This is a genomic window from Nocardia sp. NPDC056611 (genome assembly GCF_042792755.1).
Taxonomy (GTDB): Bacteria; Actinomycetota; Actinomycetes; order Mycobacteriales; family Mycobacteriaceae; genus Nocardia.
On record NZ_JBHTVV010000013.1, the window covers coordinates 37458 to 49250 of the forward strand.

Annotated in this window: 18 protein-coding genes and 5 tRNA genes; all 23 read right to left on the bottom strand. The window is 63.4% G+C overall.

All coding sequences use genetic code 11. From position 1 onward, the window contains the following. Positions 1-23: 23 nt before the first annotated feature. The 23 genes from ACFRAQ_RS35835 to ACFRAQ_RS35945 all read right to left on the bottom strand — a co-directional run bounded on the left by ACFRAQ_RS35835 (position 24) and on the right by ACFRAQ_RS35945 (position 11783). Positions 24-302, bottom strand: a complete 279-nt coding sequence (locus tag ACFRAQ_RS35835) for a hypothetical protein (RefSeq protein ID WP_379107513.1) — start codon at positions 300-302, stop codon at positions 24-26. Next, positions 286-528 (bottom strand): glutaredoxin domain-containing protein, encoded by a 243-nt coding sequence (locus tag ACFRAQ_RS35840; protein WP_379107514.1) that lies wholly within the window; start codon positions 526-528, stop codon positions 286-288. Before ACFRAQ_RS35840 ends, ACFRAQ_RS35835 begins: the two co-directional genes overlap by 17 nt. Then, the gene (locus ACFRAQ_RS35845; RefSeq protein ID WP_379107515.1) at positions 528-695 is read right to left on the bottom strand and encodes a hypothetical protein; all 168 of its coding nucleotides are present in this window, start codon (positions 693-695) and stop codon (positions 528-530) included. Before ACFRAQ_RS35845 ends, ACFRAQ_RS35840 begins: the two co-directional genes overlap by 1 nt. A 369-nt stretch (positions 696-1064) precedes the next feature. Then, entirely contained in the window at positions 1065-1370 is a 306-nt protein-coding gene (locus ACFRAQ_RS35850) for a hypothetical protein (protein WP_379107516.1), read from the bottom strand. Then, positions 1367-1600, bottom strand: coding sequence for a hypothetical protein (locus ACFRAQ_RS35855; RefSeq protein WP_379107517.1), 234 nt, complete (start codon positions 1598-1600; stop codon positions 1367-1369). Before ACFRAQ_RS35855 ends, ACFRAQ_RS35850 begins: the two co-directional genes overlap by 4 nt. Beyond that, entirely contained in the window at positions 1587-1763 is a 177-nt protein-coding gene (locus tag ACFRAQ_RS35860; protein ID WP_379107518.1) for a hypothetical protein, read from the bottom strand. Before ACFRAQ_RS35860 ends, ACFRAQ_RS35855 begins: the two co-directional genes overlap by 14 nt. Before the next feature lie 315 nt (positions 1764-2078). Further along, a complete protein-coding gene (locus ACFRAQ_RS35865) occupies positions 2079-2408 on the bottom strand; it encodes a hypothetical protein (RefSeq protein ID WP_379107519.1) in 330 nt (109 codons plus the stop codon). Positions 2409-2562: 154 nt separating this feature from the next. Then, entirely contained in the window at positions 2563-2781 is a 219-nt protein-coding gene (locus tag ACFRAQ_RS35870) for a hypothetical protein (protein ID WP_379107520.1), read from the bottom strand. A 45-nt stretch (positions 2782-2826) separates the two neighbouring features. Next, positions 2827-2899: transfer RNA gene (locus ACFRAQ_RS35875), tRNA-Pro, on the bottom strand. 250 nt (positions 2900-3149) lie between these two features. Further along, positions 3150-3222, bottom strand: a tRNA-Met gene (locus tag ACFRAQ_RS35880). Between the two features lie 9 nt (positions 3223-3231). Continuing rightward, positions 3232-3302 (bottom strand) — tRNA-Trp (locus ACFRAQ_RS35885). A 158-nt stretch (positions 3303-3460) separates the two neighbouring features. Beyond that, a tRNA-Gly gene (locus tag ACFRAQ_RS35890) sits at positions 3461-3534 on the bottom strand. A 283-nt stretch (positions 3535-3817) separates the two neighbouring features. Then, positions 3818-4576, bottom strand: a complete 759-nt coding sequence (locus ACFRAQ_RS35895; protein ID WP_379107521.1) for a hypothetical protein — start codon at positions 4574-4576, stop codon at positions 3818-3820. Positions 4577-4928: 352 nt separating this feature from the next. Continuing rightward, positions 4929-4999 (bottom strand) — tRNA-OTHER (locus ACFRAQ_RS35900). 820 nt (positions 5000-5819) lie between these two features. Next, positions 5820-6518: a tRNA(His) guanylyltransferase Thg1 family protein gene (locus ACFRAQ_RS35905; RefSeq protein WP_379107522.1), complete on the bottom strand. Its 699-nt coding sequence runs from the start codon at positions 6516-6518 to the stop codon at positions 5820-5822. Then, the gene (locus ACFRAQ_RS35910) at positions 6515-6715 is read right to left on the bottom strand and encodes a hypothetical protein (protein ID WP_379107524.1); all 201 of its coding nucleotides are present in this window, start codon (positions 6713-6715) and stop codon (positions 6515-6517) included. Before ACFRAQ_RS35910 ends, ACFRAQ_RS35905 begins: the two co-directional genes overlap by 4 nt. Positions 6716-6749: 34 nt before the next feature. Beyond that, positions 6750-7277, bottom strand: coding sequence for a hypothetical protein (locus ACFRAQ_RS35915; RefSeq protein ID WP_379107526.1), 528 nt, complete (start codon positions 7275-7277; stop codon positions 6750-6752). After that, entirely contained in the window at positions 7274-7888 is a 615-nt protein-coding gene (locus tag ACFRAQ_RS35920; RefSeq protein ID WP_379107528.1) for a hypothetical protein, read from the bottom strand. The genes ACFRAQ_RS35915 and ACFRAQ_RS35920 overlap by 4 nt, the downstream gene beginning before the upstream one ends. Next, positions 7888-8109, bottom strand: a complete 222-nt coding sequence (locus ACFRAQ_RS35925) for a hypothetical protein (RefSeq protein WP_379107530.1) — start codon at positions 8107-8109, stop codon at positions 7888-7890. The genes ACFRAQ_RS35920 and ACFRAQ_RS35925 overlap by 1 nt, the downstream gene beginning before the upstream one ends. A gap of 47 nt (positions 8110-8156) precedes the next feature. Next, the gene (locus ACFRAQ_RS35930; RefSeq protein WP_379107630.1) at positions 8157-9212 is read right to left on the bottom strand and encodes a DUF5131 family protein; all 1056 of its coding nucleotides are present in this window, start codon (positions 9210-9212) and stop codon (positions 8157-8159) included. Between the two features lie 5 nt (positions 9213-9217). Beyond that, positions 9218-10168: an AAA family ATPase gene (locus ACFRAQ_RS35935; RefSeq protein WP_379107532.1), complete on the bottom strand. Its 951-nt coding sequence runs from the start codon at positions 10166-10168 to the stop codon at positions 9218-9220. Further along, positions 10165-10509: a hypothetical protein gene (locus ACFRAQ_RS35940; RefSeq protein ID WP_379107533.1), complete on the bottom strand. Its 345-nt coding sequence runs from the start codon at positions 10507-10509 to the stop codon at positions 10165-10167. Before ACFRAQ_RS35940 ends, ACFRAQ_RS35935 begins: the two co-directional genes overlap by 4 nt. Continuing rightward, positions 10506-11783 (bottom strand): RNA ligase family protein, encoded by a 1278-nt coding sequence (locus ACFRAQ_RS35945; RefSeq protein WP_379107534.1) that lies wholly within the window; start codon positions 11781-11783, stop codon positions 10506-10508. The genes ACFRAQ_RS35940 and ACFRAQ_RS35945 overlap by 4 nt, the downstream gene beginning before the upstream one ends. Between the last annotated feature and the right edge of the window lie 10 nt (positions 11784-11793).

Below are 11793 nucleotides of genomic sequence, written 5' to 3' on the forward strand. Positions count from 1 at the left end.
CTCCTGCAAGAAGAGGGAATCGGCTAGTCGTCGTCGGCCGGGCGCAGCGTTGCGCGCAGGAACGACAGGCGAGTGTCGAGCAGTCCGATCTGGATGTGGGATGGCACGTTGTTGTCTCGCGTGAGCGTGACCGTCGATGACCACCGGTCGCCGTCGTCGTCGATGCCGCCGCGAGCCGCGATAACCGTGTAGTCCATCAGGAGGCCAGGGTCGTCGCCGTCGTCGAAATGGGCGCGCATGGCCTGCTCGATGGCAGCGGTGAGGACGTTGTCGGCCTCGACCTGTTCAGGTGTTCGCGCCATCGGCGACCGCCTTCATGATCTTGTCCGGTGAGTACCCTGCCCAATGCCGCTCGCCAGCAACGACAACGGGGGCGCCGGTGTAGCCGAGACTCTTCACGTAGTCGAGGGCTTCAGGTTCCTCGGTGAGGTCGACCTTCTGGTAGTCGGCACCCAGTTCATCGAGTTTGCGGATCGTCGCCTTGCACGGCTGGCAGTCGGGGCGGCTGTAGACGGTGATCTCTGGCATCAGGCGTCGCCCAACTCCTTGTTCAGTTGCTCCATACGTGCATGTGCTCGGCTGACTTCGATCGCGAACGCGTCGAGCGCCTGATCGCACTCGTCCCGCGCCGCCTGAAGCACCCGGTTTGCCTCCACGACGCGCTGCTCAGCCGCAGCGACAGGGTCATCGATCATGGCGGGCCCTCCAAGGCGGCAGATGATGTTGAGGCCCGCCGCGGCTCGGGGTAGCGGGCCGGCGCGGCGGGCTGGTCGCGGCGCCGAGGGCTGCCTGCGACCCGCCACCGAGATGCCCTGCTACCCGCCCGTGAGCGGGTGGCCCCGTTGCCGAATGGGGCACGAGGGTGGTGGCGAAATCTTGATAAGATTTGCGGCAGACGCCCCAGGTTCAGCTGCCTCTGCTATTGCATGCAGCGTTCGCCTCTCCCCTACTGGGTGATGCGGCCTGGGGCTTCGCCATGTGTTGCGGTAGGTGTTCTCTGGGCAGCACCGCTACTACCACTGCGTTACCTCATTGCTTGAGGTCGCACCGCACGTATCGTGCGGTTAAGTCTTGTCGCCCCGGTCGGAGAAATCGGACCAGCCGACCGAGATCGAAGGCTCGTTGGTGTTATCCAGCCTGCCGCTGATGGTCGCTGGTCGGGATACGAGCTCGGAAAGGGTCAACGTCGATCGCTTTCCGTTCTCATCCACGGTGAGGTGGACGTTCTCCCAACGATCCACGAAGGTATCGAAGATGTGCTTCGTGGCGGGGTGATCGATCGCGAATTCGGTCCAGGATTCGCCCTCAGTGAAGGTGTGGACCAGGTTGAAGTCCTTGTCCCACAAGCGCCGGAGTTGAGTGCCGGTCATCCTCTGTCTCGCTTCCGGTGCTGAGCCGAACCGGGGTAGTAATGGAAGACCTCATAGAAGTACTCGGTCGCCAATCCGGTCGCCTTCTCGATTGACATGTATTGCAGCAGTTGGGTTCTCAGCGCACGCCATGGCCTGGGGTTGTCGGCCCATTTGGCGAGACCGGCTCCCTTTGTCCAGTACGTGTTGAGCTCACGGCTTGCACCGGTCTTGCCGTCAGGATTGGCCATCGTCGCTCTGCTCCACGGGATTCGCGATGAAGCGCTTGAGCAGGTTGGGGTCATGGTTGCCGAGCTGCTGCCGATGCGCGGACGACAGATAGGTGCAGCCGGTGACGAGCTGCACCGGCGGTGCGTCGGCTGGGATCGGGCCGCCTACGGCGAACTCGGACATCGGGCGCTCCTCGGATGAGATGTCGGGCGGCCTGGTGCAGCAGAGATCCGCATCGAACGGGCATGGGCGGTGGTCGCGTGGGCACTCGTCGTCACACTCATTGACCGGATCGGTCTCATACTCGTCGCGCCAGCGACTCCACGCCCGCTTCTCGGGCATCCGACTGTCGCGGACACAGCAGCCACGCGAGCAGGACCAGCGCATCATTCCGGGCATCGCCGCTCCTCCGGATACATCGCAAAAAGATCACCGCAGGTCAGCGAGGCAACTATTCGGAAATGCCGAATACATCGCAAAGAAGTCCTTGCTGAACCACTAACGTCCGTGATACCAGGGAGCAAACACGGAGGTGCCAAGAAATCCAGGGGCGCGGTACTCGACATCGTGAATCGGGGTGCCGATTTCACGCTCGTAGGTCAGCTCGAAGACGTCAGCCTTGCACGGGTAGAAGCCCTTGATGTCCCGGAGAATCCACTCGCTGAGCTCCAGCGTTGCCCATACCCCGTTCGCTGCGATGAACAGCGAGCCAGTCGCGTCGGGATTCTCGCCAGCGTCCTCGGGGTCGAGTACCTGGAACGAGCCGCCCGTCCACTCGCGCAGTGCATCAGCGTTGCTGCCGGTCCACTGCATGGCCTCGACGACCATAGGGCGCTTCCGGTAGCGGCCAGCGCTCACCACGTCCACAAGCCGATCGGCGTCTGAAGGTGTCCTTCGAGGGTGCGGATCGGCTGGTGGCAGAACAGGGTGCGGATGATGGCCGCGAAATCCATTGAGGCTCCTGGCAGGAGAGAAGGGGATGTCAGACGCGGGGCGGCCAGTTCCAGTGGCCCGGAGTCGCGTTCTCGGCGAACGGAACGCTCTCGTTGAAGAACATCCCGGTTGGGTTCAGGACCGCCAGGCCGACGACGTTGCCGTCCCCGACTGCAGTGATCACTGCCGCGCGAGGCTCGGGCAGGTATTCGCCGCCCGGAGTGCCGTAGGACTGGTAGTGGACGATACGACCGACCGAAGGGGTCACCGGTTTCTCCTGGCTCGGAATAGGTTGCACTACAACTGAATCGGGTCGGTCTGGCAGGGCTCGAACCTGCGGCCTTCCGCTCCCAAAGCGGACGCGCTCCCAACTGCGCTACAAACCGGGAAGCCCGCCGAAGTGAGGAAGCTTGCGCTCTAGCTTTGGCGGGCATGCGATCTCGCGACTAGCCGACGACGGCAGTCAGGACAGCGAGCACGATCTTGCCGACACAGCCGGCGATCATGCCCCAGTCGACGGTGGACGCGGCAGCAGACAGGGTAGACAGCATGAGGGACTCCTCGATCAGGGGATGCCATTCGGATTCGAATGGGCGACAGGAACAGCGAACTCCCTGGCGAAGCATGCTGACGTCGATGCGGTGCCGCGATTCGAACGCGGGCCTTTGGGTTATGAGCCCAACGGGGTACCTAACTCCCCCACACCGCAGTGAGTGAGCACGGACGGAGAGAATCGAACTCCCGTGGCTGGTTTTGGAGACCAGTGTTCTGCCATTGAACTACGTCCATTTGGGCACAGTTAACGTCTTGCCATCGACGGGAGCCACAAGACCAGCTGACCCTTACGGGCTCGTCCTTCTACCCCTCTGTGGCAGCACCAGCACCCATGTCCAGCTCTTTGGTTTGCGCCAGTGCTTTTATCCAGCCGGTCCCTCGGCCACAGCAAGTGAGGACACCGGGATTTGAACCCGGGGTTTCAGGGTGGAGGCCTGACGTGTTGAGCCGCTGACACTACGTCCCCGTGCGGGCTGTTCGACCGGGCGCGCTCCGGTCAGGTTGCCATCCTGGCATCTCATATGCCGTCTGATGCCACTACGGTTGCGGAAAGCTGAGGAGTCGAACCCCCGGGACGCGATGCCCGCCTCCGGTTTTCAAGACCGGCTGGCCTCCACAGGCCGGAACCTTCCACTGCGCGGCGTGGAATTCATGCCACTGTTGCCCCGACGACTCTCCGTCGCCGGGGCGCGCTCCACACCAGGCAGTCTCGGATTACGCGCCGAGTCGCGGGCGATCAGGTCGAACGATCAAAGGGAACGCTGGATGATGTATCCGAGTTGATCCGCGACGTAGATGTTGCCGTTGCGCACGCAGATGCCCATCGGTCGATACAGCGATTCGTTGGGATCGTTGAGCGGGAACGGAACGACCGACTGGGTGCCGTCCGGCGCGTACTTCAGTACCCGAGCGCCGGTGGTGCCCGACTGCCCGGACTGGGCGATGTACATGTTGCCGTCCGTGTCGAAGTCCAGGCCGGTGGGCTGGTCGAGTCCGGTCAGAGGGACCGTGGTCTGAACTCCGCTGGTGGTGTACTGGACAACGCCGATCCACTCGGCGCGGTTGGACACAGTGACGGTGCCGGCCGCGTCCACATGCACCGCGAACGGGGTATCGAGTCCACCCGGGGGAATCGTGTCCTGCACACCGTTGGGCTTGATGCGGACGATCCGGGCGTTCCACGAATCGACCACGTACAGGTTGCCCGCCGAGTCGAAGCGAAGATCAGTGGGCTTCCGGAGATCCGGAACGATAATCTGGGACTGAACACCAGCCGCGGTCTTCTTGTAGATCCGCTCGATGCCGGTCTTGGACTCGGCAACATAGACGGTGCCTGCCGAATCAACCGCGATCGCGCTCGGGCTCTGAAGCGAGGTGAACGAGACCTGGGAGACAACCCCGGCAGGAGTCATCTTGTAGACCTGCGGTGAACCGGTGCCACAGGCGTAGATGTTGCCTGCGTTGTCTACCGTCACACTGTTGGGTCGATTGATGATCGGGAAATTCATTCTCGGCATAGAGGTGTTCGACTCCCTTTGTGGTTACAGCAGCTTCGTCCAACTCGGGCTGCCGCCCGCGAAAAGCACAGAACCCGGCTCACCAACCGTCCGGATGGCTGCCGGGTTCGCGCAAGCTAAGGGTGGGGAGTTTCCTAGGCTCCGACCGGGGCATGGGCCGTAAGGCGTATGGGTTCCCGGTGCTGCGAGTTGCCCGCTGAGGCATCGGTTTCAGGCGGCTAAGCCTTCCCGTATCAGCCACTTGGCCGTCAGGGTTGCCGACATCGCACACATTCGCGGCCCGACCACGCAGGTAGCCGCTCACTCTGTCACCACCAGCGCCAGCCGCTAAACCGACGCTTTGCTCCCCGCCCTGGAATCGAACCAGGTACATCCCGCGTATGGGCGGGCGCTCTACCAATGAGCTAGCCGGGAACTTTGAAGTTGTAGACCGATGCTTCACGAGCCATGCTTAGCAGCGGCAGCACTGCGGGCTTACCGCGACAACATCGAAGCTCTGACCTCCACGAAGCGAGGACGGTCAGGCGGACAACGGACCGGGAACCGGCACGTCATGTGTTGCCGCCCAATACCCCTCAGTCGGGACGCCGACCGGATTTTGGGTATGGGAATGGCACGCATGACATCGTACTGCCCGCCTAATCGGCAACTGCCGGTTGATTATTACGATTTGATATCGGACGGTTACGCGGCGGCGGGACGGTCCACCGAAGTTCCGAGTGCCTCAATGTGTGCCATCAATGGCAGCCCTCGCCGAAACCACTCGCCCACAACGTGGAGCGAACCGAACTGCTCGTGGCGAACTCGCTCTACCTCGTAGCCGCCTGGCTCGACAGCCAGAAGCGTAGCGCGCACCCGCGGCGTATCCCGGGGCCACCACAGACCCATTGTGTGTATACGCGCCACCCGCTGCTCGGGACAATGCGAGGTGCCGATCTTAATGTAGTCGCCGCAGGCGGCGTAATAGACTTTGCTCCGAGCGGACTGTTTCGACGGTGTGGCTTTCTGCACTGCGGCAGACGCCAGCGGAGCCATCCGCCGAATGACTTCAACGTGGTCGCGAGCAGCCTTGTCGATTACTCCGAGAACTTCTACCAGTCGCCCGATTTCATCGAACTGGGCCGTAGTCTCCATCGCCGCAGCGAGAGCCTTCGCTTCAGATATCGCCGTTAGAAGCAGGTTCTCCCGCTTCCCCTGGTGAACGCCCGATGCGCGGCCGTTCCCCACTGAAGATTTACGCTGCATAATCGGCTGCCCTGCTCGTCGCCAACCCGTCGAGGTACCGGTCGATCGTCTCGTACGTGAACTTGTCGTGCCGAATCGTCTTGTTCTTCAAGATGATCGACCCGTTCTTCTCCTGACCGGACAGGTCAGCCCAGTTGATGCCCTTCTCCAGCATCAGCATGTCGTGCAACGCCTGACGGTTCTTGCCGTGGCATTGCTTGTGGGAGAAGTGCGCTCGCGCCAGCATCTGCAGGCTGTTGCGCTCCCAGTCCCGCTGCCGCCATACGAACATGTTCGGCACATCCTCGCGCGGCACCACGAACGCCCGCGAATCGAACGTCGCGGGCCCCGGATCGTTGTGCATCGCACGGTTGAAGAACCCGGTGAACACTGAAGCTGACAGGGACACAAGCTTGTTTAGCTCGTATCCGAACCAGCCCATGGTGTCGTGGGTGTCGAAGTCGGTGAGCAGGAACGTGGCCTCGTCTGACTGTACGTAGCCGAGCTTGAATCCCTGCATCTCCCGCGCGGTCTCGACTGCCGCCTGGACCATCACGTTCATCAGGACGGGGTCGAAGGGCTTCTTCATGCCGCGGGTGAAGGTGTGGAACGCGCGCCCATCGACGCGGATGATGACGCACGAGTTCGGGGTCAGCTTCTGGCTGTACGGCGCTTCGTACGCCTTCATCCGGTCACCGATGCTGGTCATGCGATCCCCTTCGTCGTTGTCTTGCCTCGGTCCTTGTACCAATCGCCGCGCGATACCGCACCGGCCCGCACAGCGGGCGCGAGGTGCCCTGCATGCCAGCCGTTCTCGACCACCGGGCACGGGTACCCGTTCAGCTTCTCGTTCGGGAATCGCCGCCGGCACGCGATCTTGGCGGCCTTCCGGCTGGTGAACGTCATCTTCTGGCAGTGATGACACCACCCCAGCGACGGGTTAGGCGACGCCATGCTCTGCCTCCAGCTCGGCCACGCGGTCGCGGAGGCGAGCGACTTCGGCTTCCGCTTCTTCACGCAGCTGATGCGGTGAGCTCCCGCTGGCACGCTGGATGGTCAGTACGAACCGCTCCCCCGTGTCGGGGTCGCGAACCCACATCTCCATTTCGAGGTAGTTCACAGCTGCGGGGTTGTCCGCGAACATGCGGGTGGCCAGCAGCCCAACCTGGTACTTGATCTCCTCGGGCGCCGAGATCGAGATCCCGTCACGAAGGCTGGTGAGCAGCTCTTCGCGCTCGGACTCCAGGTGGACCTTCGCGGCCTTGATCTTCTTGCGCGAGGTGGCGTTTTTGTACCGAGCGGCTTCAGGGATCCGCATCCGCATTACCTCGCGCCCGTAGCTGGCGGCGCCAGCGTTCGTGTCGACAACCGCGCCCGGGTAGGCGAGGTCGATGATCTTGAACAGGGTCGCGAACACATCCATCGGCAACGGCAGGCCGATGTCGACCGTCACGAAGTCGCCGCTCATGCCGCGGCCACCCATCCGTTGGCTGCGAGGACGCCAGCGATGTCCGGCGCCACCCAATTTTCGGGCTTCACAACCTTCCCACCAGCATCGCGAAGCACTGTGCCGTCCACCAGCTTCCGCATGTTGGACGCGTGGACTTCCTTCCACAGCGACTTCAACGGCAACTGCAGAGCCGCGGCGAGGGGCAGGCAGGCGCTGATAAGCAGCTCGACATAGGCGGCGGTCACCTTGAGGTACCGGTCATTCGCCACCTCGGTCATCCGCTCGCAGATGTCGGCAAAGTCCTCAGGGCGCGGCACCCGCGGCGAATCGTCGTAGACCTCCCAGCCGGGGACGCCACGAGAATCTACGAGAAGCCCGACGCGCGCCAGCTTCTTCGGGATGCAGCCGATCCGCAGCCCCAGCCCAGCGGTCACGTAGATGACGTCGACGATGCCGTCCGCGGTCGCGACCATGTCACGCGACTCCAGCCCAACGCACAGTTCGGCAACCTCTTCGGCGATCAACCGCAGCGAGAGGTCAACGTCCGCGTCCGCCGGCCAGCCTGGCGCGTCCAGCATCGCGACGCCGAACGCCTTGCCGAATTCGGCGACATCTGTCCAGATCGTCATCAGGCCACCGCTTTCGTCGCTTCGAGGTCCGCGTAGGTCATCGCGCGCAGGATCCGGTCGTGGAGGGTGTTCAGGATGAGGCGCGCGTTCAGCCAGTCTCGGGCGTCGAACGCCAGCTGCAGTTGCGTGCCGAGCGCACCGATCTCGTGCTGGACGACGGCGACATCGGTAGCGGTCGGATGCTTCCATAGCCGGTGCTGCTCCAGCCGGTCGACATCCACGACAGCGCTAGTCGACAGAACCTGGTCGCATTCAGTGCATTTCGCCATCACAACACCTCGCTGATTCGAGTCTCAGGGAACTCATCCCAGGTGCGGCCGTCGAGCTCGCGGCCGGCGGTCTTCTTGCCGACGCGGTACATCGACGTAAGGTGTGCGCGTCCGTGGTCTGCGCGGACCGCCTCGCCCCGGCGCAGCCCGTCTGGCCATGCGAGGTCGCTGGGGGCATACAGGGTTCCGTCGTTGGCGACGACGTGGCCGCGGCGGAAGTCGAATCGGCCCTGTGCGTCGAGCGGAGCAAACGGGCTCCACTCACCCCACTGCTTGAAAAGGAACCCGACATCGGACTCGACGCACTGGTCACGCAAATCGCGCGCCCAATCCGGGTGCATCGGCCGGGCTTTCGGACCGGACTCACCGCCCACGATCACCCAGTCCAGTCGCGGCCCCACTGTCAGAGTGCCGTCGTCCGCGAACCCAGGGCCGCCGTTGAGCCAGTAGGTCAGCCGCGGGCGGTGCGCTCCGGAGGCGTCGAGCGGGCCGTGAAGGTCGATCGGCCCGAGCAGCGGTTCGGCGGATATGAACCGGACGGCGGCCGGGGTGTCAAGCAGCGCGGGGATGCGGACGTCGGCCCACTTCTGGTTCTCGACGCTCACACCCAACCAGACGTTCGGCAGCGGCCACGGCGCATCGTAGAGAGCCGAGGCCGTTTCCTCGTCCGTCGCGCGTTCGAGCAAGTTCTGCCCACCGTCGCCGAGGAGATAGCGCATTCGGCCGTGCCGTTTAGTGAGGACCTGAAATGTGTGCTGAGGCGCGGCGCGCATGGCGGCGAACACGCGAGCGATGTGCTCACTGGGCACGCGGTCGTGGAACAGATCGCTCATCGAGTTCACGAACACGCGCGTCGGCTTGCGCCACTTCAGCGGCTCTTCCAGACGCTCAGGACGCAACGTCACCCCGAACCCGTTCGGGAACTGAGGTGTTCCAGCGAACCGGTTTGCGATTCCCTCTGCGTAGCAGTTGTCGCAGCCAGGAGAGACCTTGTCGCAGCCAGTGACCGGGTTCCAGGTCCGCTCGGTCCATTCGATAGTCGTCTTACCCACGATCCACCTCAGAAGTCGTCATGGTCAGGAGCCCCTGCACGAAGAAGAGGCACTCCCAAGCGGTGCCAGAGCCGGCACACTTGCAGGCGGTCGTCGAAGACCCCGAGGATCCGGTACCGGTCGCGAACCTTCCCGAAGAGCTCGCTCTTGACGAGGTAGTCGGGCCGCTTATCTCCGTCGGCCCGCATGTGCATCTCGGTTGACGGCGCGCCTACCCGCTGCAGCCAGTTTGTCGTTGTGGTGCGAACCCATTCGGGCCGGCCGGTCAGTTGCAGGATCGCGGCGTGCGGCGCGAGTTTCTGAGCCACCTCCACGACGTGAACGTTCGGCTCGTCTTCGTCGGCGCGCTCGTATTCGTGAGGTCCGCGGGTGACCATCCGGGAGAGGGTTCCGTCGATGTCGAAGATCCACGCCGGCGGCAAGGTCTCATCCGGCACATACGGATCCGGATAGAAGAACAGGTCAGGCGACGCCGTGATCTCGGGCCATCTGTTGCGCGGGAACTTGCGCCCGAGCGCGCGGATCGCGTCCTCCCCCACCGCGCGTCCGCCCGCCGCTGCCCGTTCGCGGTCCCGCGCCACGCAGTCGTCGACCGTCGTCTCGAGGTTGATGACTTCGAGGTCGGCGCCGTTGAGTGCCGCGAAGTTCGCCCAGCCGCGCGCCCAGTAGGCGCGCAGGTTCATAGCGTCCACGAAGACATCCCAGCCTGCTTCCAGGAGTGCTTTCGCCTGGGCGCGTTCCGCTTTGGTGATGATCTCTTCTCGCGTGTGATCGAGTCGACCGTGCTCGTTGAACAGGGTCGCGCGGGCGTCGTCGCGGGATACGCGCGCGAGGCGCGGGTTGTCCGCTCGCATGCGCGTGTACAGGGTGGACTTGCCGGAGCCAGGCAGACCCCGCGGCAGATAGACCTTCGGGCGGCGCGGGGCAGAGATGACGTCGGTCGGGAGGGTGGTAGTCATGGCTGGCCGACCTCCTGGGCGACGACTGAAACAGAGTCTTCGACGATCTGCAGGCTCGCGCGGTCAACCTTGAGGAAGCGGTGGATGACGTCGTCGCCCTTGCCTTTCGTCAAGTGGAACGCGACGAAGGTGTTGCGGTTGCCTTTGCCGCGGACTACGTAGCCCTTCCAATTTCGCCCGCTAGTCTCGGCGAGTCGCTCCCACACCACTTCGGCAGCAGCGATCAGCTCGGCGGTAGGGATAGCACCGACAGTGTTCTTGCCTTCGCCCACAGCGGCCCGATAGGGGGTGAACGCTGCTCGCGAACGTCGTCCGCTCAGGACGGAGAATTCGACGTTCATGCTGCGATTCCGCCTTCGGCTTCAAGATCGACGCCGTTCGAGTCGAGCACCTTGGTTTCGTGCTGCAGGAAGATCGGCGACTTCGCCTTGAGCGTCGTTGGGTGCAGACCATCGACGACGCGGATGCAGACGCCTTCGTCGACAAGTTTCTTGGGGCCCGAGAGCGGGACGGCTTGGCCGTAGCCTTCGTCGTAGTAGCGGCGGTCAATCCAGTCAGCGGCGTCGAATGCCTTGTGCGCCATCTCGGTGAGCACTGGCACGGTTTTGAGACCGAGCTGTGCGCACCATTCGACGAGCTGCCCCCAGGCGAGATCGGTAATCACGCCTTGCGGGTTAACGGAGGCGACGCGGTAAACGTAGAGATCCGCTTCGCCTTCCGGGACGTTGTAGGTGTAGTCCCGCTGAATCGGTGAACCGTCCGGAGTCCAGCCAATGAGCTCGGCGTACACAACGAAACCCTGCGGGATCAGCCCGTCGAGACGCTGACCGTAGTGGGTCCACACGTCAGTGCCGTAGTAGTGATTCTGCTCGGCCTTCGGGTCCTTGATGACCTTGCGGCTTCCGTACACAGTGTCGTATTCATATTGCGACACAGGCACTTTCAACAGACGGGTAGCGAGCTTGTCACGCCACGTCATCCGCCGCTTCGCGATCGTGTTGCCGATCCGGATGCTCGTACCGTGGAGCTTCTGGGTGATCACTACCCGCGCCTCGGAGGGAATCAGGTGCTCGTTTCCCCAGTAGCGAGTCGTGTCGAAATGCTCAGGCAGGAACTTGGCGTCGACACGCTCGAACTTCTTGGTGGCCTTGACCATCGGGTTGCCCCGGTTGCTGCCGGACACGGGGCGTTCGAACTTCCGGCAGATCTCGTGGCCGTTCAGCGTATCGAAGGTGTCGCCGACGTTCAGGTCCTCGACGTTGACCCCGGTGTATGCGAGGGATGCGAGCGGCATGAACAGGGCGTCGCTGCGGTGGCCGCGGAGTTTGATGGCTCGGACGCGGCGGTTCTTCTCCATGTAGCCGGCGGCCCTGGGGTCCCCGTTCAGCTCGGGGTCGCGGTGGAGGTTGTTGACGCGGGCGTACTCGTTGGACAGCTGGGTTTCGGCGGTGAATGCGATGCCGATCTCGCCCACAGCGGTGTCTTTGCTGACGATGGCCTGGAAGCCGAGGAGTGGCGCGCCAACGATGTTGTCGCAGCCTGCAAGTGGATTGATCGCCGAGATTCTGGCGACTACGGCGGCGTAGTTCGCGTTTGCTGGCGCGTCGAGTTTCATGATCTCAGCG

What these genes read in the sequence shown, in the direction of transcription:
- ACFRAQ_RS35835 (WP_379107513.1), bottom strand. Translation starts at nt 302, where the DNA reads ATGGCGCGAACACCTGAACAGGTCGAGGCCGACAACGTCCTCACCGCT.
- ACFRAQ_RS35840 (WP_379107514.1), bottom strand. Translation starts at nt 528, where the DNA reads ATGCCAGAGATCACCGTCTACAGCCGCCCCGACTGCCAGCCGTGCAAG.
- ACFRAQ_RS35845 (WP_379107515.1), bottom strand. Translation starts at nt 695, where the DNA reads ATGATCGATGACCCTGTCGCTGCGGCTGAGCAGCGCGTCGTGGAGGCA.
- ACFRAQ_RS35850 (WP_379107516.1), bottom strand. Translation starts at nt 1,370, where the DNA reads ATGACCGGCACTCAACTCCGGCGCTTGTGGGACAAGGACTTCAACCTG.
- ACFRAQ_RS35855 (WP_379107517.1), bottom strand. Translation starts at nt 1,600, where the DNA reads ATGGCCAATCCTGACGGCAAGACCGGTGCAAGCCGTGAGCTCAACACG.
- ACFRAQ_RS35860 (WP_379107518.1), bottom strand. Translation starts at nt 1,763, where the DNA reads ATGTCCGAGTTCGCCGTAGGCGGCCCGATCCCAGCCGACGCACCGCCG.
- ACFRAQ_RS35865 (WP_379107519.1), bottom strand. Translation starts at nt 2,408, where the DNA reads ATGGTCGTCGAGGCCATGCAGTGGACCGGCAGCAACGCTGATGCACTG.
- ACFRAQ_RS35895 (WP_379107521.1), bottom strand. Translation starts at nt 4,576, where the DNA reads ATGAATTTCCCGATCATCAATCGACCCAACAGTGTGACGGTAGACAAC.
- ACFRAQ_RS35905 (WP_379107522.1), bottom strand. Translation starts at nt 6,518, where the DNA reads ATGACCAGCATCGGTGACCGGATGAAGGCGTACGAAGCGCCGTACAGC.
- ACFRAQ_RS35910 (WP_379107524.1), bottom strand. Translation starts at nt 6,715, where the DNA reads ATGACGTTCACCAGCCGGAAGGCCGCCAAGATCGCGTGCCGGCGGCGA.
- ACFRAQ_RS35915 (WP_379107526.1), bottom strand. Translation starts at nt 7,277, where the DNA reads ATGAGCGGCGACTTCGTGACGGTCGACATCGGCCTGCCGTTGCCGATG.
- ACFRAQ_RS35920 (WP_379107528.1), bottom strand. Translation starts at nt 7,888, where the DNA reads ATGACGATCTGGACAGATGTCGCCGAATTCGGCAAGGCGTTCGGCGTC.
- ACFRAQ_RS35935 (WP_379107532.1), bottom strand. Translation starts at nt 10,168, where the DNA reads ATGACTACCACCCTCCCGACCGACGTCATCTCTGCCCCGCGCCGCCCG.
- ACFRAQ_RS35940 (WP_379107533.1), bottom strand. Translation starts at nt 10,509, where the DNA reads ATGAACGTCGAATTCTCCGTCCTGAGCGGACGACGTTCGCGAGCAGCG.
- ACFRAQ_RS35945 (WP_379107534.1), bottom strand. Translation starts at nt 11,783, where the DNA reads ATGAAACTCGACGCGCCAGCAAACGCGAACTACGCCGCCGTAGTCGCC.